Origin of the sequence: Nostoc sp. LEGE 12447 (genome assembly GCF_015206985.1) — a bacterium.
Lineage (GTDB): Bacteria > Cyanobacteriota > Cyanobacteriia > Cyanobacteriales > Nostocaceae > Nostoc.
This window is the reverse complement of record NZ_JADEXT010000015.1, coordinates 1-20,563: the sequence shown is the minus strand read 5'-3', so window position 1 is coordinate 20,563 and position 20,563 is coordinate 1. Positions and strand designations below refer to the sequence as shown.

15 protein-coding genes and 1 pseudogene are annotated in these 20,563 nt (G+C 41.8%); 12 read left to right on the top strand and 4 right to left on the bottom strand.

Annotated features, from left to right (window positions below; genetic code table 11):
* Positions 1-130 precede the first annotated feature (130 nt).
* The 3 genes from IQ274_RS16815 (at position 131) to IQ274_RS16805 (ending at position 9,312) form a co-directional block, all read left to right on the top strand.
* Positions 131-2,725 carry a COR domain-containing protein gene (locus tag IQ274_RS16815; protein WP_228058226.1) on the top strand — a complete coding sequence of 865 codons (2,595 nt, stop codon included), beginning with the start codon at positions 131-133 and terminating at the stop codon, positions 2,723-2,725.
* A gap of 260 nt (positions 2,726-2,985) precedes the next feature.
* Positions 2,986-6,363, top strand: coding sequence for a COR domain-containing protein (locus tag IQ274_RS16810; RefSeq protein ID WP_194142920.1), 3,378 nt, complete (start codon positions 2,986-2,988; stop codon positions 6,361-6,363).
* Positions 6,364-6,651: 288 nt separating this feature from the next.
* Positions 6,652-9,312 carry an ATP-binding protein gene (locus IQ274_RS16805; RefSeq protein ID WP_194142919.1) on the top strand — a complete coding sequence of 887 codons (2,661 nt, stop codon included), beginning with the start codon at positions 6,652-6,654 and terminating at the stop codon, positions 9,310-9,312.
* A gap of 58 nt (positions 9,313-9,370) precedes the next feature.
* Here the strand turns inward: IQ274_RS16805 and IQ274_RS16800 are convergent, their stop codons facing one another.
* Entirely contained in the window at positions 9,371-9,799 is a 429-nt protein-coding gene (locus IQ274_RS16800; protein ID WP_163938994.1) for a methyl-accepting chemotaxis protein, read from the bottom strand.
* Positions 9,800-9,954: 155 nt separating this feature from the next.
* On the opposite strand from IQ274_RS16800, the gene IQ274_RS16795 reads away from it, so the two are divergent.
* The 5 genes from IQ274_RS16795 to IQ274_RS16775 all read left to right on the top strand — a co-directional run bounded on the left by IQ274_RS16795 (position 9,955) and on the right by IQ274_RS16775 (position 14,993).
* A complete protein-coding gene (locus IQ274_RS16795) occupies positions 9,955-10,146 on the top strand; it encodes a hypothetical protein (RefSeq protein ID WP_194142918.1) in 192 nt (63 codons plus the stop codon).
* 414 nt (positions 10,147-10,560) lie between these two features.
* Entirely contained in the window at positions 10,561-10,911 is a 351-nt protein-coding gene (locus IQ274_RS16790; protein ID WP_163930510.1) for a hypothetical protein, read from the top strand.
* 350 nt (positions 10,912-11,261) lie between these two features.
* Complete coding sequence (locus IQ274_RS16785) at positions 11,262-12,614, top strand: histidine phosphatase family protein (RefSeq protein WP_194142917.1); 1,353 nt, start codon at positions 11,262-11,264, stop codon at positions 12,612-12,614.
* A 172-nt stretch (positions 12,615-12,786) separates the two neighbouring features.
* Positions 12,787-14,091 (top strand): dihydroorotase, encoded by a 1,305-nt coding sequence (locus IQ274_RS16780; protein ID WP_194142916.1) that lies wholly within the window; start codon positions 12,787-12,789, stop codon positions 14,089-14,091.
* Between the two features lie 365 nt (positions 14,092-14,456).
* Positions 14,457-14,993 (top strand): pentapeptide repeat-containing protein, encoded by a 537-nt coding sequence (locus IQ274_RS16775; protein WP_228058225.1) that lies wholly within the window; start codon positions 14,457-14,459, stop codon positions 14,991-14,993.
* A gap of 89 nt (positions 14,994-15,082) precedes the next feature.
* On the opposite strand, the gene IQ274_RS16770 is transcribed toward IQ274_RS16775, so the two are convergent.
* From IQ274_RS16770 to IQ274_RS36565, 3 genes are read right to left on the bottom strand one after another with little or no spacing between them, the layout of a single operon-like run.
* Positions 15,083-15,484: a VOC family protein gene (locus tag IQ274_RS16770; RefSeq protein ID WP_194142915.1), complete on the bottom strand. Its 402-nt coding sequence runs from the start codon at positions 15,482-15,484 to the stop codon at positions 15,083-15,085.
* Between the two features lie 19 nt (positions 15,485-15,503).
* Positions 15,504-16,130: an acetolactate decarboxylase gene (budA, locus tag IQ274_RS16765; RefSeq protein WP_228058224.1), complete on the bottom strand. Its 627-nt coding sequence runs from the start codon at positions 16,128-16,130 to the stop codon at positions 15,504-15,506.
* Positions 16,131-16,133: 3 nt separating this feature from the next.
* On the bottom strand, positions 16,134-16,301 hold the full coding sequence (locus tag IQ274_RS36565) for a hypothetical protein (protein ID WP_228058223.1): 168 nt from the start codon (positions 16,299-16,301) through the stop codon (positions 16,134-16,136).
* 389 nt (positions 16,302-16,690) lie between these two features.
* On the opposite strand from IQ274_RS36565, the gene IQ274_RS16760 reads away from it, so the two are divergent.
* The 4 genes and pseudogenes from IQ274_RS16760 to IQ274_RS16745 form a co-directional block, all read left to right on the top strand.
* The gene (locus IQ274_RS16760; protein WP_194142914.1) at positions 16,691-17,638 is read left to right on the top strand and encodes a zinc-binding dehydrogenase; all 948 of its coding nucleotides are present in this window, start codon (positions 16,691-16,693) and stop codon (positions 17,636-17,638) included.
* A 148-nt stretch (positions 17,639-17,786) separates the two neighbouring features.
* On the top strand, positions 17,787-18,587 hold the full coding sequence (locus IQ274_RS16755; RefSeq protein ID WP_194142913.1) for an SDR family oxidoreductase: 801 nt from the start codon (positions 17,787-17,789) through the stop codon (positions 18,585-18,587).
* Positions 18,588-19,030: 443 nt separating this feature from the next.
* Positions 19,031-19,945, top strand: coding sequence for a TauD/TfdA dioxygenase family protein (locus IQ274_RS16750; protein WP_194142912.1), 915 nt, complete (start codon positions 19,031-19,033; stop codon positions 19,943-19,945).
* A gap of 171 nt (positions 19,946-20,116) precedes the next feature.
* Positions 20,117-20,437: pseudogene (locus tag IQ274_RS16745) on the top strand (LLM class flavin-dependent oxidoreductase); the annotation flags it as partial.
* Positions 20,438-20,563: the final 126 nt, after the last annotated feature.

Genomic DNA, 20,563 nt, shown 5'->3' with positions numbered 1-20,563 from the left:
AGGTGAAGCGATGTCTACGACGGGCTACGCCAATGCCCTTTTTGCTCGACAGTTCGTGTTCAAAGGTGGAATGGTGAGGTTTTGAGGTCGAGCGTAGAGGTGTAGGAGACTGTAATCGCACTTTTTCTCAATGCAATCCTTGATACAGGCTACATTATTAATTACGCTCAATTTTTCTGCTGCGCGTCCAAGCAGCAACTCGTCGTCAGGCATCGCCTCTGTAAAACCCGAAATGACTAACGAAGAACTGCTGCAAATTATTGAACAAGCTGTCAGAAACAAGGTGACAAAATTAGACCTTTCAGGCAAAGGCTTAATAACCCTGCCATCGGAAATTGGACAACTCACTAACCTGCAAACCCTCTACCTCAACAACAATCAACTGAGCAGTCTGCCATCGGAAATTGGACAACTCACTAACCTGCAAACCCTCTACCTCAACAACAATCAACTGAGCAGTCTGCCATCGGAAATTGGACAACTCACTAACCTGCAATCTCTCGACCTCAGCACTAATCCTTTAGAATCACCTCCACCAGAAATTATCGAGAAAGGGTTTAAAGCAATTCTTGACTTTTGCAGACAGCAGCTAGAACAAAAAACTGATCTTTTATATGAAGCCAAGTTACTCATTCTGGGAGAAGGTGGTGCAGGTAAAACTACGTTAGCCAAAAAAATTAAAGACCAAAAATATCAGTTACAGCAGGATGCAATATCTACTGAAAGCATTAATGTTATTCAATGGAAGTTCCCGTTCAAGGATAAAGAATTTCAGGTCAATATTTGGGACTTTGGTAGCCAAGAGATTTTTCATACTACCCACCAACTTTTTCTCACTAAATGCTCTCTTTATGCCCTAGTTGCGGATACTCGCAAACAAGACACAGATTTTTACTACTGGTTAAATGTGGTTAAATTGTTGAGTGATGATAGTCCTTTACTCATTATCAAAAATGAAATACAGGATTGTATATGGGAAATAAATGAGCCGGATTTACGGAGGGAATTCACTAATTTCAAAGATACACTTGCTACAAATCTTGCCACTAATCGCGGCCTGCAAAAAATATTGAATAAAGTTCAGCACCTTATTAGTAACTTACCCCATGTAGGAACAAAACTCCCCAAAACCTGGGTTAAAGTGCGAGAAGCTTTAGAAAATGACTCCCACGAGTATATTACCTTGGAAAAATATTTGAGTATCTGTGAAGAACATGGTTTTACTAAACAGGAGGACAAACTTCAACTCAGTGGCTATCTGCATAATTTAGGCGTATGCTTACACTTTCAAGACGATGACTTGTTAAGAAAAACCGTAATTCTCAATCCAACTTGGGGTACAGATGCTGTTTACAAAGTGTTAGATAATCCACAAGTCATTGAAAAACAAGGTCAATTTGATCGCAATGATTTAGCAAATATTTGGCATGAAGAAAAATATGCCAATATGTGGGCAGAACTGTTGCAGCTAATGATGAACTTTAAACTGTGCTACAAAATACCTAGTTGTTCCAACACTTATATTGCACCTCAATTACTTTCTCCCAACCAACCTGATTATACCTGGGACGATCGCAATAACCTAATCCTGCGCTACACTTATACATTCATGCCCAAAGGCATCCTCACCCGCTTTATTGTCGAGATGCACCCTTGGATTGAACAGCAAAAACTCGTTTGGAAAAGCGGTGTTGTTCTCAGCAAAGACCAAACTCGTGCTGAAATCATTGAAAACTACAATCAACGGGAAATTAAAATCCGTATAACCGGAAACCGTACAAAAGAATTGATGGCAGTTCTCACCCATGAACTCGAAAAAATCCACAACTCTTATGAAAATTTGCAATATCAAACCCTAGTTCCTTGTAACTGCAAAGAATGTGAAAAAAGCCGGACTCCTCATGCTTATTCTATTGACGTGCTGTATAGATTTCGATACGCTCGTCAGTACGAGATCCAATGCCAGAAAAGCTTTCAAATGGTTGATGTCCGCGGTTTAATTGATGATGTCATATTCCAAACCGATACACCAGATAAGGAACTTAACCCCCAAGTTGCACAGTTGCAAAACGAACTGGAGCAAGAGAGAAATGAATTGTTGACGCATCTATTACGAGATAGCAATCAAGAAGAAAAACCTATCATAAATAGTCAGTCTGCAATGGAATTCAATAAGGAAATTTTCATCTCTTATGCCTGGGGTGGAGAAAGTGAGCAATTTGTCAATCAACTGGATGAGACTTTTCAGGCAAAAGGAGTCAAAATCATCCGCGATAAACGCGATTTGGGCTACAAAGGACTGATTAAAGCCTTTATGGAACGGATTGGACGGGGTAAATGTGCGATCGCAGTTATTAGTGACAAGTATTTAAAGTCTCCCAATTGTATGTTTGAGCTAGTGCAAATTGCTAAAAATAGTGAATTTTATAATCGAATTTTTCCTGTTGTGTTGGCAGATGCCCAAATTTATAGACCTGTTGCAAGACTTCAATATATTAAGCATTGGGAAGACGAAATTAAAGAATTAGACGAAGGGATGAGAGAAGTTGGTGCAGCTAATTTGCAGGGATTTCGTGAAGAAATTGATCAATACACCGAGATTCGCAACACGATCGCAGAACTGACTAACCTGCTAAGAGATATGAACACGCTCACCCCTGATATTCACAGCGAATCAGACTTTGAGGAATTGTTAAAGGCGATCGCAGTTCGTCTAGATGAGTAAATCTAGATTATGGGTGAGGTTGATAGGTGGAGCGATGTCTCCGATGGGCTACGCACGCCTACGCCCTTTTGACTCAACAATTGGTGTTAAGAGGTGGAATAGTGAGGATTGTAGGTGGAGCGTTGACGTACAGCAGCTTATCACCCCGATGCAAGTCTTGATACACGCTAAATTAGTAATTAATTAGCTCAATCTCTCTGCTGCCAAAATGCACAATGGCAACTTAAGAGACATAGATAGCCTTGGTGAAAACTCTACCTATGACTAACGAAGAACTTCTGCAATTCATTGAAAAAGCTGCCAGAGACAAGGAAACAATATTAGACCTTTCTGACAAAGGTTTAATGAAGCTGCCAGTAGAAATTGGTCAACTCTCTAACCTTAATCAGCTTTACCTTCAGTCGAATCAACTGACAAGTCTGCCAGTAGAAATTGGTCAACTTTCCAACCTCACTGTGCTTGATCTCAGTTCCAATCAACTGAATACTCTACCACAAGAGATAGGTCAACTCTCAAATCTTAGAGAGCTTTACCTCAGTTCTAATCAGCTGAAGATTCTACCACAACAGATAGGTCAACTCTCAAACCTTAAGGAGCTTTACCTCAACTCCAATCAACTGAAGATTCTACCACAACAGATAGGTCAACTCTCAAACCTTAAGGAGCTTTACCTCAACTCCAATCAACTGAAGATTCTACCACAACAGATAGGTCAACTCTCAAACCTCAATGTGCTTAACCTCGGATTCAATCGACCACTGAAGACTCTACCAGCAGAAATTGGTCAACTCTCCAACCTTAGGGAGCTTGACCTCAATTCCAATCCACAAATAATGCTGCCAACAGAGATTAGTCAATTTTGCAATCTTAGGAAGCTTGATCTCAATTCAAATCAACTGACAGTACTACCAGCAGAAATTGGTCAACTCTCCAACCTTAGAGAGCTTCACCTAAACTCCAATCAACTGACAACGTTGCCAGCAGAAATTGGTCAACTCTCTCACCTTAGAGAGCTTTACCTCCAATTCAATCAACTGATAACGCTACCGACGGAGATAGGTCAACTCTCTAACCTCAGCCAGCTTAACCTTCAGTTCAATAAACTGATAACGTTGCCAGCAGAAATTGGTCAACTCTCTAACCTCAGCCAACTTTACCTCAATTCCAATCAACTGACCATGCTGCCAGCAGGGATTGGTCAACTCTCTAACCTCAGCCAGCTTGACCTCAATTCCAATCAACTGACCATGCTGCCAGCAGGGATTGGTCAACTCTCTAATCTCTATCAGCTTGACCTCAATTCCAATCAACTAACAACGTTGCCAGCAGAGATTGGTCAACTCACCAATCTCTATCAGCTTGACCTCAATTCCAATCAACTGACAACGTTGCCAGCAGGGATTGGTCAACTCACCAATCTTTGCAAACTTAACCTCAGTAATAATCAACTGACAATGTTGCCAGCAGAAATTGGTCAACTCACCAATCTCTATCAGCTTTACCTAAATTCTAATCAACTGACAACGTTGCCAGCAGAAATTGGTCTACTCATCAATCTCTGCAAACTTAACCTTAGTAATAATCAACTGACCATGCTGCCAGCAGAAATTGGTCTACTCACTAACCTCAGCGTCTTTGAATTATCCAGCAATACCTTAGAAACACTTCCACCAGAAATCCGAACGAAAAGGGTCGGAGAAATTCTGAACTTCTACAGGCAACAGCTAGAACAAGAAACTGATCGCCTTTACGAAGCCAAATTACTCATTGTGGGAGAAGGTGGTGCAGGCAAAACTACACTAGCCAAAAAAATTCAAGACCAGAAATATACTTTACAGCACGATGAAATTTCCACCCAAGGCATTGACGTTATTCAATGGAAGTTCTTGCTTGACAATCACAAAGAATTTCAGGTCAACATTTGGGACTTTGGTGGTCAAGAGATTTACCATTCTACCCACCAATTTTTTCTCACAAAACGTTCTCTTTATGCCCTAGTTGCTGATACTCGCAGAGAAGATACAGATTTTTACTACTGGTTAAATGTGGTTGAATTGCTAAGTGATAATAGTCCATTATTAATTGTAAAAAATGAAAAGCAGGAGCGCAAACGAGAAATAAATGAGCGAGGTTTACGGTACAAATTTATTAATTTTCAGGAAACACTTACTACTAATCTTGCCACTGATCGCGGTCTGCCAGAAATACTAAATAAAATTAAGCATTATATTAGCAATCTACCTCATGTAGGAATAGAACTTCCCAAAACCTGGGTTAAAGTGCGAGAAGCTTTAGAACGTGACTCCAATGAATATATTAGCTTGGAAGAATATCTGAGCATCTGTAAAGAACATGGTTTTACTAAACAGGAGGACAAACTTCAACTCAGTGGCTATCTGCATGATTTAGGTGTTTGCCTTCACTTTAAAGACGATGACTTGCTAAGAAAAACCGTAATTCTCAAGCCAACTTGGGGTACAGATGCCGTTTATAAAGTGTTAGATAATCCACAAGTAATTCAAAATATGGGTAAATTTAATCGCAATGATTTAGCAAAAATATGGCACGAAAACAAATATGCCAATATGCAGGCAGAACTGTTGCAGCTAATGATAAAATTTAAACTGTGTTACGAAATTCCTAGTCATCTGGGTACTTATATTGCACCTCAATTACTCTCTACCAATCAGCCTGATTTCAAGTGGAATGAATCCAATAACCTGATTCTGCGCTACACATACGAATTCATGCCGAAAGGTATTATTACTCGCTTTATTGTCGAAATGCATTCTTTAATTGAACAACAAACTCTCGTTTGGAAAACAGGCGTTGTTCTCAGCGAAGGACAAACCCACGCAGAAGTGATTGAAAACTACGATCAGCGAGAAATTAAAGTCCGCGTATCAGGAAACCGCAAGAAAGACCTGCTAATACGTATCACTCATGAACTGGACAAAATCCATAAGTCTTACGAACGCCTAAAATATCAAACACTTGTTCCTTGTAATTGTGAAAAGTGTAAAAATAGTCAAAGTCCTCATTTTTACGATAGAGACATATTGTATAACTCCCTGGATGCGCGTAATTACCAAATCCAGTGCCAGAAAACTTTTTTTATGGTAGATGTCCGAGGATTGATTGACGATGTTTTACCGACTCCACCAAATTTAGAAATACCCATGTTTGAACCCGTAACCAGGAATCAAGTTTTTATTAGCTATAGTCATCAAGATCAAGAGTGGCTTACTAAACTCCAGAAACACCTCAAACCAATAATTCGTAACCAAAATATGCTGGTGTGGGACGATACTAAGATTCAACCTGGTGCTAAGTGGCGCAAAGAAATTGAAAATGCTTTAGCAGCAGCAAAAGTGGCAGTATTGTTGGTTAGCCCAGATTTTTTAGCATCAGACTTTATTGCTGATAATGAGTTACCCCCATTGTTGGATGCGGCGGAAGCTAAAGGACTCACAATTATTTGGATACCGTTGAGTTCTAGCGGCTATGACGAAACAGAAATTGAAAAGTATCAGTCAGCCCACCCTCCAAATCAACCTTTAGACAGCTTGAACTCAGCGCAAGAGAATAAAGCTTGGGTGGATATCTGTAAAAAGATTAAAGCAGCAGTTCTTGGGTAGAAGATAAACCTAGATTTTCTTCTTGTGGTAGTGCAATACCTTTGGGTTAAGGCTTAATAAATTTATATTACTAGCTCTGGCGACTAGAAGTCGCGGCTATACAAACAAAACCCATCAACCTGGGTTAAGAGTATTTTTTTAATTGGAAGTCCCTAAAGTTTTGTTCTTTTGCCAAAAGTGGTATATTGGCACTTGATCCGACCGAGTACAAACTATGTATAAGCCCGCAGACCAAAGAAGTCGAGGTGTTGTACTCACTACTATAGGACAGGAAGGGAGAGTGGGCTTATGAACAAAAATATTGGTCAAAATGGTGTTTTTCCCCTATTTAAAGGTGTACCTCTACGTCGCATCCTTGTAGCGTTGTTTGTGCTGCAAATCTTGCTAGCTGTGGGATTGACTGCATATTTATCAATCCGCAATGGGCAAAAGGCAGTCAATGAGGTAGCTAGCGAATTGCGTTATGAAGTCGCTAATCGAGTAGAGCAAAATTTACAGGCTTATCTCTCAACTCCGCGTCAAGTATTGCGCGGTAATCAAAATATCATTGATATTGGGTTGCTGAAGATGGAAAATCTGGCAACTTGGGAGTCATACTTAATCAAGCAGTTAGAGATTTTTCCTGATGCTGTTGCTTTAACGGCAAGCAATGAACAGCAAGAACACTTAGCGGTGGAAAAGCTCAACGATCGCCAATATTTACTCAGAAAAGCTGATAAGTCAACTGGTTACGACCTCTACACCTACAAAATTGAGTCTTTTGGTCAACGTACTCAGCTACCAGAGGTAATCAAAAACTATGATGCGCGATCGCGTCCTAACTATCAAGCAGCAGTTACCGCTAAAAAATTCAGCTTTAGTCAAATTTTTACACCCATCACTGAACCAACGCTGTTGATTAGTGCTTCTCAACCTATATATAACTCCCAAGGTGAGTTACTCGGTGTCAACAGCACTCTAACTCATATATCACAAATTGGGAATTTGCTGCAAAATATTAAAGTTGGCAAGTCTGGGCAAGTTTTTATTATCGAGCGATCGGGGCTATTAGTCGCAAGTTCCACAACGGAAGAACCATTCCGCCTACAAAATGGTAAACCAATTAGGTTGGCAGCTTCCCAAAGCGGGAATGCTTTTACTCAAGCAAGTGTTAAATATTTAGAAACTAAATTTACTAACTTTGACGAAATTAAGAGTTTACAGCAACTAGATTTTTCTTTGAATGGCAAACGACAATTTTTAGAAATTAGACCATTGCAAGGCGAACCAAATGTCAACTGGTTAATTGTAGTAGCTGTCCCTGAAGCAGATTTTATGGGGCAAATCGATCGCAACACTCAAACTACAATTTTTCTCTGTCTGGGAGCGTTGGGATTAGCTATTTTACTAGGAATTGTTACCGCCCGTTGGATAACTCAACCAATTTTGTACTTCAGCACGGCGACAAAAGATTTAGCCGATTTCACCAAGGTTGAAGACTCGGTGGTGATTGTACCAGGCATTAAAGAAGTAGAAATGCTGGGTGAATCTTTCAATGAGATGATGCAGCATTTACGTAAAATCTTTACTGCACAGATTACAAAAAATGAAGAGTTAGAATTGCAAGTTCAACAGCGAACTCAAGATTTACAGCAAGAGATTCAAAAAAATATTAATAGTGAGCAAAAGCTAGAAAAGCATAATCGGGCGTTGGCAGAACTGGCAAATCACAGGGCAATTTCAGAAGGAAATCTGGAAACAGCATTCAAAGTTATTACAGAGAAAGCCGCGAATGCTTTAGAAGTAGAACGAGTAAGTGTGTGGTTATTCAATAGCGATGACGACGGCAGGCTGCGTCAACGCACTAAACTACAATGTATAAGTCTCTACGAACGTAGCAATCAAAAACATTCAGCAGGTTTAGAACGCGATCGCGCAGATTATCCCATCTACTTTAAATCCCTGACATCTGCCCGCATCATCGCTGTCACCGATACTCGTACTGATCTACGGATACAAGAATTATATGATGAATTTCTAGAAACAAAGAATATTGTATCCCTAATTAATACCTCCATTTGGGTTGGGGGCGAAGTCGTGGGAACAGTATTGTATGAACAGATTGATATTCCTCGGATATGGGAAGTGAGTGAGCAAAACTTCGTTAGCTCAATAGCTGAATTTGTTGCTCTAAGTTTAGAAGTCTGCGATCGTAAAAATGCAGAATCCGCTCTACGTGAGGCTAAAGAAGCTGCTGAAGTTGCAAATCGTGCCAAAAAAACCTTTTTGGTAAATATGAGCCACGAATTGAGGACTCCCTTAAGCTCCATTCTTGAAATTGCAGAAGCACTCCAAAATGAAGTCTACGGTACTGTAACTGAAGAACAGCGCCAGTTTCTAAATACCCTCGAATCGAGCGGTAAGAACTTACTAGAATTGATTAACCAAATCCTTGAGCTTACAGATATTGAATCCAGCAAGATAGAACTGCAACTAGCGGCTACTTCAATTCCAGAATTATGTGACTCTAGTCTCAGTTTCGTCAAAAATTTAGCGTTACAAAAAAATATCCAACTGAGTGTACAAATCCCTGAAGAACTCGAACCCATCCAAGTTGATGAGCGCCGCATCCGCCAGGTATTTATCAACCTGTTGAGCAACGCTATCAAGTTTACTCACGACGGAGGCAAAGTTTGGATTGAAGTTCAGCCAAATTCCACAAATAAATATATCTTTTTTAGCGTGGTAGATACGGGTATTGGTATGCTTTCCGATGACCTTTTCCGATTATTTCAACCTTTCATACAAGTTGAAAATGCCTCTACCCGTCGTTCCGCAGGTACGGGTTTAGGATTGGTGATGGTACAAAAAATCGTCGAGTTGCATGGTGGTACTGTCCACGCCGAAAGTCAGTTAGGCAAAGGTAGTCGATTTACAATTAAACTACCGTGGAAAAAGGTTGGAGAGTAGGGGGTGGAGAGTTAAAACTAACCATTTACTCGTTTCCATACTTTGTACGAGAATGGATTTATTCTGCGATCGCTCTATCTAGTCCATTAAGATATGGAGTTTTAGCATTTTCACTGGCTAATTCTTTTGGAGTCGCCCTTAAGCGTGTTGCTCTGCTTTTACGGATGCGATCGCTTTTACGAACAGCACCCGCCATTTCATATTCACGGCTATCTTTGCCGTATTTAAAAGCAACTCCAATCAGCATTTTTTCAGTTATGTCACTTAAAGCTTTGTCCAATTCTTCCATCTCAGTTCTAGAAGAGTTAATCACGGCTAGAGCAGTATTATAAGCATCTATTTTGCTACGGTACTGCTCAATTAGTTGTGTCATGTTTTGCAAGTTGCGAGCATCCCCAAAATCCATGCTGGGATCAATTGCTTTAAGTCCAGCCACTCTTAATTCAGCTTTTTCTAAAACGCGGTATGTACGTTTTTGAGCAGGCATAAATGTATCCTTTTTATTGCTTTAGAGCTAGTTTGCCTTACTAAAGCGGTGTTTTAGTTCAGTAAAATCCTCACAGCTTGGTGTCTAATATAATATAAATATCAGTGTTTCTCACAAAAATTATGGTTTTGTTGATGAAACGCATGAGTTTGTTGATGAACAGAACGATTTTGTTGATGAAACGCATGGGTTTGTTGATGAACAGAACGATTTTGTTGATGAAACGCATGGGTTTGTTGATGAACAGAACGATTTTGTTGATGAAACGCATGGGTTTGTTGATGAAACGCATAATTTTATATTTAAAGCTGTATAGCTGTTATCGACCCAGTGAAGTAAGATTTTGACCTCTCTCCTAAAAGGCTACTGTGTACACACAAGTTAAATTACCCCCCTTAATCCCCCCTTAGAAAGGCTACGGTGTACACACAAGTCTTATAAAGATTGTCTAACAGTGTTTCGATCCCCCCTAACCCCCCTTAAAAAGGGGGGAAATTTCTTCAAGTCCCCCTTTTTAAGGGGGATTTAGGGGGATCAAGATATATGCAACTTCACATTAAATTGGTATTATCCCAATAACAATTATTTACGCCAACTTACTTAACTTAAGATGTATTACTATCAACATAGAGCAGAAATAATTGACGAGCCAACTATATACGCAATACAATTATTGTAGTAGAACCTAACGATAGAGTTAATTAAAATAATTTGCCCAGAGAATAAAGACAAGCAATATTAAAGATAATTTGGACAAAAAAATGAACGCCAAAATTATTGCTTTGTTGGGAATTACCACAGCTTTTGCAAGCTTAGGAAGCCAGGTGTACGCCCAGTCACCAGCATCAAGCTTAAATTCAGGACAATACAGATTAACTGGTGATTCTCTAGTCGGAATTGATAATAGAACAGCCCAAGATGACTTTGGAAAGTTTTTTGAGCAAACTAATCCATCAACAATCTCTAACAATAATAGAAGAGACAAAACTCCAGTCCAAATCCAATTTAACGAGACATTATCACAGCCAGACACTTCTGTTTTCTTAACACCCGCTCAGTCTGGCAATGACAACGATGGATTGCAAGTACAGTTAGATTTAGGGAGAGAATAATCAAGTATAAAGTTGATGCTTTCATGTAGGGTGTGTTGTTGCATAGCGCAACGCACCATCAGCAATCCACGGTGCGTTAGCCTTGCCACGCCAGTAGTCTGTCTCATTAATTTTTCTGGGTTGCGAGATCCCCGACTTCTTTAAAAAGTCGGGGATCTGAACACCTTAATGACATGAACCACTAGCTTGATTTAAGGAAATAATTGAGGGTTTAAAACGCACGGAGGTGGGTTTTGCCTGTATAGTTGCGATTCCTAACTACCCTTTTAACTAAATCCCCTTTCCTGAGTCGGTAATTCTGCAATCATTTTGCAGTAAAATTAATCGTCTAGATACAGGAGGGCTTTGAGATGACTCGTGTCATCATTGTGCGCCACGGTCAAAGCGGTTATAACACCGAGCGGCGTATTCAGGGACGCACTGATGCGTCAACATTAACCGAGAAAGGTCGTAACGATGCCAGTAAAGCTGGCAAAGCCCTCAGCAATATTTCATTTAATGCTATTTACAGCAGTCCTCTGCAACGAGCAAAACACACAGCAGATATTATTCATAGTGAGTTAGCTACTCATTCTGAACAATCTGCTGTAATTCAAGTTTCTGATTTGCTACTAGAAATCGACCTTCCTTTATGGGAAGCACTGCTAACTGCTGAAGTTAAGCAAAAATTTGCCGAAGACTACCGCACTTGGCATCAACGCCCAGACGAACTGCGGATGCTGCTTAATGATGCAGAAGGAACAAGAGAACATTTTCCTGTTCTTGCTTTATACGAACAAGCGCGGCAATTTTGGCAAGAAACTTTGTCTCAGCATCAAGGCGAAACTATTCTGATAGTGGGACATAACGGCATTAATCGCGCCCTAATTAGCACAGCTTTGGGAATCCCTGCAAGTCGCTACCATTCTATACAGCAATCTAACTGTGGCATCAGTGTACTTAATTTTGCTGGGGGATTGGGCGAACCAGTCCAGCTAGAATCTCTAAATCAGACGCAACATACTGGAGAAACTTTACCCTCATTGCGACCAGATCATAAAGGAGTCAGGTTGTTGCTAGTGCGTCACGGCGAAACCGACTGGAATCGCCAAACCCGGTTTCAAGGACAAATTGATGTCCCCCTCAACGACAACGGTAGACAACAGTCGCAAAAAGCAGGCGAATTTCTCCAAGAGGTAGCAATTGATTTTGCAGTAAGTAGCACAATGCTGCGCCCGAAAGAAACAGCAGAAATTATCTTAAAACAGCATCCTAATGTAAAGTTAGACTTGCAAGATGGTTTAAGAGAAATCAGCCACGGACTCTGGGAAGGAAAATTAGAAACAGAAATAGAACAAGAGTTTCCCGGAGAGTTGCAGCGCTGGCGCTTAGTACCCGCCCAAGTGCAAATGCCTGAAGGGGAAAATTTACAAGAGGTTTGGGAACGCAGCGTTGCAGCTTGGCAATCAATTGTAGAAGCAGCATTAACCAATCAATTCAAAACTGTATTAGTAGTAGCTCATGATGCTACAAATAAAACTCTACTTTGTCACATTCTGGGTTTATCGCTAGAAAATTTCTGGAATTTCCGCCAGGGTAATGGCGCAGTCAGCGTTATCGACTACCCTTCTGGAATTGATGGTTTACCAGTATTGCAAGCGATGAACATCACCACTCACTTTGGTGGAGGCGTACTAGATAAAACAGCAGCAGGAGCATTATAAAGAAGTTAAGAGTTAGGAGCGAGGAATTAGAAATAAAGTTAGGAGTTAAAAATTATGAGTGATGAATAAAGTTAAAAATGATGAGCAAGGAACAAATAACTGATAACTCCTAACTCATAACTTATAGCTTCTAATTCCTAACTTTATTCTTAACTCCTAACTAAAAAGTTTTATGACTGAACTGCTGCAAAAAGTACGGGTAATTGACCCAGTTTCTGAAATCGACGAAATCTTTGATGTGCTGATTGCTGATGGTTATATCAAAGAAGTGGCTTCGCACATTGCTGATATTCATCCCAATACTCAAATTAGAGATTGTCAGGGATTAGTTCTCGGGCCTGGGTTAGTGGATTTGTACAGCCACTCCGGTGAACCAGGGTTTGAAGAACGGGAAACCCTGTTGTCTTTTTTACAAGCTGCTACTGCTGGCGGCTTTACCAGAGTTAGCATCTTACCCGATACATCCCCAGCTATTGATAACCCTGCACTTGTGGCCCAGTTGCAGCAGAAGAGGGCAGAGGGGCAGAGGAGCAGAGGGGTAGAGGAGAATTTGTCTCCCTTGCTCCCCTGCTCCCCTGCTCCCCTGCTTCATATCTGGGGTGCTATCACCCTAGATGTTGCTGGAAACCAAATGACAGAATTAGCAGATTTAGCGTCTGCTGGAGTTGTTGGTTTTAGCGATGGTAAGCCCTTTGAAAATTTGGCGCTGGTGCGGCGAGTGTTAGAGTATCTCCAGCCTTTGGGCAAACCAGTCGCATTTTGGCCGAGCGATCGCCAGTTAACTGCAAATGGTGTAATGAGGGAAGGGCCAGATGCACTCCGTTTCGGTTTACCTCCAATACCCGCCAGCGCAGAAACTACTGCGATCGCAGCAATGCTTGAATTGGTTGCAGCCATCGGTACACCAGTCCACATCATGCGCGTCTCCACATCTCGCAGCGTGGAATTAATCGCCTCAGCCAAGGCTGCTGGTTTACCCATCACCGCCAGTACTACCTGGATGCACCTTTTACTTGATACAAAAGCAGTTAAGAGTTATCACACTAGCTTGCATTTAGACCCGCCTTTAGGAAATCCGCGTGATGTTGCGGCGTTGCGTGCAGGGGTACGTGCAGGTGTGATCGATGCGATCGCTATCGATCACACACCCTACAGCTACGAAGAAAAAGTCCAAGCCTTTGCTGAAGCCCCTCCAGGAGCAATTGGTTTAGAGTTAGCATTACCCTTGCTGTGGCAATATCTCGTTGAAACTGAGGAATTTACAGCTTTAGAATTATGGCGGGCATTAAGTACCAGTCCAGCAAAATGTTTGGGGCAAGAAGTCAGTGCAATTTTACCTCATCAACCAGCAGAACTTACTTTATTTGACCCCCAGCAAATCTGGAAAGTTGAACGAAAAAGTCTTTATACACTTTCACAAAATACACCTTGGTTAGGACAACAGTTGAAGGGTCATGTTGTGCAAACCTGGTGTTAATACAGCAGTTTTCTTTTGCATGAGTTACAAAGTCACTGGTTTTGAGGCAGGAGGCAGGAGGCAGGAGGCAGGAGGCAGGAGGGAGAAGAATAATTTGATTTGTGAATCCTTGGTTCTGTACCTCATTTAGCTACAAACTACTGTAAATACAAAACAATTTGTATTTGTAATCTATCAAAAAGTAGTTCGGCACGACCGGATTTTAGTGATTCTAAACAGAGTCAGTGAGAGTATATTTTTATCTTGTGAGTTAACCCAGAACTAACAAGCTAAATTATCATTTTTTTAAACTTAAGATAGATTGGCATTACTGCCTGAATTGCTAAATTAAGAATTGATGTAAAGTAGAAGAGGTTGATCGAAAATTGAAGTCTGTAGCTGTAAAGAAAAAAATTAGTCTAGCTGCGATCGCTATGTTAGCAGCAGGAGTGGTAATCGGATGTTCTAAAGCGGAACAACCACAAGCGGCAGAACCAAATCTAGCCCCCGCTCCAACTACACCTCTACAAACAAATCAGCAAAATTCAGAGAGTGTTCCAACCCCTCCTACCCTTGTAACTGCGACAAGCGATCTAGTTCAACAGCTTTTATCCACCAGAAAATGTCAAGGCTGTAACCTCCGAGGCGCGAACCTAGATAAAGCCGACCTCAACGGAGTCGATCTAAGTAATGCCATCCTAATTGACGCTGACTTAGATGAAACTAATCTGAGTAATGCTAACCTGAGTGGCGCTGATTTAACTGATGCAGACTTAGGAAAAGCAAATTTGACGGGAGCGAACCTCAGCAAAGCTAATTTTACGAAAGCTGATCTAGAAGATGCAAATTTGACCAATGCTAATGTTACCGATGCAATTTTTACAGGAGCAGACTTAGAGCGGGTAATTGGGTTGCGTCGCTAAGATAGTGCGTTGGCGCACGCCGTAGTAGGCATCGCTACTAATTACGCACTACACCCAATTGTGACGGCTAAGACCTTTCTCTTGAATTGTTAAACTTCTCTACCGCCTGTATGTGAAGAAGTCACCGTCAATAAATAGCCATCTGGCCCAGTTAAGGTAAATGAACTGTGGATTCTGCCTGTTTCGATCTCAGAAACAGTCAGTCCCCACTTCTTAAAAGTATCTCTGGTGGCGAGAACATCATCTACCATCAGATCAAAAGGTGCATTGATTCCAGGTGCGATCGCCTCTGAACTTGTTCTCAAAACTAAGTGCGTTCCTCCCCGTAATTCCAAAACAGCTAATTGTTCTGATTGGGTAATCAACCGCAGTCCTATCTTGACGAAAAAATCGCTAGCCTTCGGTACATTACTCACATATAATCTTACATGACCAATCGCCACAGGTGGGCGGGCATCCGTTTGTTTTGCAATAGTTTCTGGTAGTGACATAGCTTTTATTCAAAAATATTTACTTACGTTCAACTCTGTTGACTTCAACAGGTTTGTTATCTCCCAAATCAGCTTGCACAAATTCAGCACTCTTGGGCAAATTTATCTCAACGTTTGATAGAGGATCAATTTCTATTTTAGCATTTTGGAATTGTCCATCTAAGATATGCCCTCCAGTTGTCCGATTTGCAGTGATGAAATGAAAGTGATAGCCATTAACATTTACTCCTTGCATATATTCGGGTGTCCGAAAACCGACTAAAGTGCCATTAATATTTCTTAATTCAAAAATTAATTGTTCTTTTAATGCTTCAGCTAAAGAACGATAAGGCGGAGTTTGTTTAGGAGGAATTCTAAATTTTAGGTAAGGAAAATTACCTTGGATACGAATTGCATAAGGATAATTTTTAGTTGGTAAGCGCTGATCTAAAGATTGCTGCAATTGTTTATAATTCATCCGCCCTTCTAGATTAATTAATGTTTCTGGTTGAAAAAAGGTGACTGTAGCAAAAGGGCTTGTCATTGAATCAGGAATAACAGAAGCAACTCCATCAGCTTTTATCTGGTAGAATTTGCCATCTAATCCAACCATTTCTCCATCCAGAGCATTTACTGTCCCCAAACCAAAATTACCGTGTTTCCTCAATTGTTAAAAATTAGTATTGCCGTCAAAAATTCCCACTGCAAGAGCGCTAATTGTCGATGCCTGAAACAGGGTATTTGATGGTGTATGTTGCTGAGTCCTAGCGGGTAAAATAGCAACTAATAATGCAGTAATGGTTAAAATAGTTATCCAGAAATAACGCTTGAGTTTCATTAGGTCAAAGATATAAAAGTTTTGAATTTTGAATTTACCTATACTACTTAGCAAAATCTAGAGACAGTTGGAGAGGCAGCTAGTCATACAGCCAGGTAAGAGGTGGAGGTTGACAGGGACTAGCTTACAACACAGCAATAGATGTAAGCATTGATGCAACAAATCTTTTTGCCAGGTGCTTGATTATTCTGGCTGTCTGTGATAATTTTCTTCTTACGTTCCAAAAATACTGTAAATCTATTGTGTTACCGTAGTTAATAAAATTTCGTTAATCTAGTTACAGGGATTTGGAATTAAGAATAAATAACTAATCTATCGAGTTTATCTATTGCAGACAGTACATTGCAAACCAACGAACTAGAAATTAATCTCTAAGCCAGGGCAACCTTATGAGCAAAATACGTGCTGTGATTGTTGACCCCAATGTGCCGGGGCGTTTGGCACTGAGTGAAGTGAATGCACCAAAGCCTGCCCCAGATGAAGCTCTAGTCAGGGTAGCGGCGATTTCTCTGAATCGCGGAGAAATAAAACGTTCAACCACTGCTGAGGTTGGTTGGCAGCCTGGTTGGGACTTGGCAGGTGTAGTAGAAATCCCTGCGGTTGATGGGTCTGGGCCTCCCCAAGGAGCGCGTGTAGTTGGCTTACGTCGCGCCGGTGCTTGGGCGGAACTTGTATCTGTTCCTACTAACGCCTTAGCAGAACTGCCGCCATCGGTATCTTTTGCTCAAGCTGCCACCCTACCTGTAGCAGGTTTAACCGCGTATCATGCAGTGCTAAAAGGTGGTTCACTGTTAAGTCGTCCAGTTCTGGTTACAGGTGCATCAGGAGGCGTTGGTTACTTTGCTATCCAATTGGCGCAACTGTCAGGGGCGCAAGTAACAGCACATATTCGTCAACCTGGTTATGAAACTTTGGTTAGAGAAGCAGGGGCACAATCGGTAGTGATTGGCGAAGACCTTTCACCTGCTAGTGAGTATGGCCCCTATCATCTAATTATAGAGTCAGTGGGTGGTAAGACTTTGGGGGTAGCCCTTGGCTTACTAGCGCAAGATGGAAAAACTGTGCTGTATGGAGTATCTGGGGGAGCAGAAGTGACATTCAACGCTGCCCAATTTTTCGGGACTGGTAGCGTGAGCCTGTATGGTTTACGTCTGTTCGATGAATTGAGATTTGAATCAGCCGCAGTCGGTCTAAAACGGCTTTTGAGTCTAGTAGAAGTCGGTCAGTTGCATCCTCACATTGATTTAGAAGCTCCTTGGACACAAATAGCTGATGTAGCCCAACAACTACTCGACAGGCGTTTTCCTGGTAAGGCTGTGTTGCACATTTCAAAATAATTCGTAATTTGTAATTCGTAATTCGTAATGATGCTCTCTACGAGACGCTAAAAGCGAACGCGGACTCGCTACCGCTACGCTAACGTAATTAATTTTTTTCATGCACTGATTTATTGAGAAAGACTAACATTTGTGAGGGTAAATTTGTATGAGTTTAGAACTAAAACTATCAGGAAAAACTGCGATTGTTACCGGAGGAAGTGCAGGAATTGGGTTAGCTACTGCCAAAGCCCTTTATAGTGAAGGTGTAAATGTTGCGATCGCAGCCCGCAATCAAGAAAGACTAGAAAATGCAGTAGCTGACATCCAGTCCTTACCCACCCCAGGCGCTAAAGTTATTGCCATCAGCGCTGATTTAACGAAAGCAGAAGATGTTGAGAAAGTTGTCTCCACAACATTAGCCCAGTTTAATCAGATTGATATCTTGATTAATAACGCTGGTTCAGCCCGTGCTGGATCTTTCCTTGAATCCACCGATGATTTATTCTTGGATGCTTGGAACTTAAAATTATTGGGCTACATCCGCTTAGTTAGAGCCGTCGTCCCCCATCAAAAAAGTCGCGGTGATGGACGCATTGTCAATATAGTTGGTGGTGCAGGACGTACACCTCGCCCTAACTTCCTAGCTGGTGGTACAAGCAATGCGGCTCTACTCAACTTTACAAAGGGCATTTCTAAAGAGTTAGCCGAGTACAAAATTCGCATTAATGCCATATCGCCCGGTGCTACAGCTACTGAGCGTGCCGAGACTTTAGCTCGACAAAACGCCCAAGCGCAAGGCATCACCGTCGAGCAAGTGAAGGCACAAAACATCCAAAGTATTCCTTTAAAAAGAATCGCCCAACCAGAAGAAATTGCCGCGTTAGCGTTATTTTTGGTGTCGGATCTAGCTGCATCGATTACAGGAACAGAGATTATCGTTGATGGCGGCTCTACTCCTGGTGTTTAGCAGATGAAAGGAATCAGAAATCAGCAGATTTTTCCTTCAATCCAAAATTGAATGACTGCTGACGACCTAAGAGGATGTTTGAAAAGTCCTCTTGTCGGTATCAAAAATTTTAGATCCCCCTAAATCCCCTGATCAATTGGGGGACTTTGATTCCGGTTCCCCCTTTTTTAAGGGGGGTTAGGGGGGATCTAAAGTGCCTAAAGTCACAGCGAAACACTTTTCAAACAACCTCTGAGTAAAAACATTAGCCCTTTCAAGGTGACTTCTAAAATCTCTTTTTTCTCTCTGCGCCCTTTGCGTCTCTGCGGTTAAAAAATCTTTTCTTTAACCACAGAGGCACAGAGAACACAGAGTTAAGAGGTTAAAGAGGAGTTTCTTGTAGGCAAATTTTCACCCAACTTGAAAAGGCTAGTCCCAAACATAAATTTATTGGAGATAAAAACATGGGTTCTCAATACTTTGATATCAAACCAGTTGCAGGACGTATTGGTGCTGAAATTATTGGTGTTAATCTGAGTTCTAACCTCAGCGATGACATCATCAGCGATATTCGCAAGACTCTAGTCAAACACAAAGTGATCTTTTTCCGGGATCAGCAACAACTGGATGCTGATGGACAGGTAGCCTTCGCTCGTCGTTTCGGTGAAGTTACTACAGCCCACCCCACTGTACCATCGCTGCCAGAAAACCCAGAAGTCTTAGACTTGAACTATGGCCGCACTACTTCCCGCGCCAATAACTGGCATACCGATGTGACATTTGTAGACCGTCCTCCTCTCGGCTCTATCTTACGAGCGCTTGATATTCCGCCGACTGGTGGCGATACAATCTGGGCAAACTCCGTGACTGCTTACCAAGATTTACCTATCCATCTGCGTAATCTTGCAGACCAACTTTGGGCAGTACATAGCAACGCCTACGATTATGCAACTGGATTCGACCTACCTGAAGATGTCAAAGCTCATCGGGCTGTCTTTACCTCGACTGTATACGAGACTCTGCACCCAGTTGTACGCATCCATCCCGAATCTGGAGAGCGTGGGCTATTCATCGGCGGATTTGTGCGCCAGTTCCGTGGCTTATCAACAACTGAATCAGATGACATTCTACGGCTGTTGCAAGCATACATCACACGTCCTGAAAACACAGTCCGGTGGCGTTGGCAAGTTGGTGACGTAGCCTTTTGGGACAACCGGGCTACTCAACATTATGCGATCGCAGATTATGGCGATCAGCCCCGCCACGTTCAACGCGTGACAATTGTCGGCGACCTCCCCGTTGGTATCGATGGGAAACAAAGTGAGGCCATCAAAGGAGACGCTTCTGAGTACAACCGACGTGAGGCGGTGACTGCGTAATACTTGGGCATTGGGCATGGGGCATTGGGCATGGGATGTTGCCCAATGCCCTCGGTTTTTCAGCAGCCGAATTGCTTGCTGTCCCAGGAGTGTTTAAGTCTAATAACTAAGATTTTCTTGTTCCAAACAAGAGAACGAAAAAAGCATGAGTACGCCGTCGCAAATAGAAACATGAGTACGAAAAAACAACTTAAACTTGGAGCATTTTTACCCGGTAGTGGTCATCACGTTGCAGCATGGCGACATCCCAACACCCCAGCTGATGGAGGTCTAAACTTCCAACATTACAAGCAGCTGGCACAAACGGCTGAACGGGGTAAATTTGATATGCTTTTCCTCGCAGATGGTTTAGCCGTTTGGGATCGAGGGCAAGGGACTGAGGCTTTTAGCCGTTCGGGACAATTCAGCGTCCACTTTGAACCTTTAACCTTATTGTCGGCTCTGTCTGCGGTGACAGAAAATATCGGATTGGTGGCGACATCATCAACGACCTGACTTTTACCGTTAAGTCTCTTTTGCAAGCTGCCAACCTTCACAGAGGTCGTGTAATTTTAACCAACCTCGCCATAGTACCTGGATACCAATAGGGGTTTTATGTCGATGTTCAAGATAACCTCC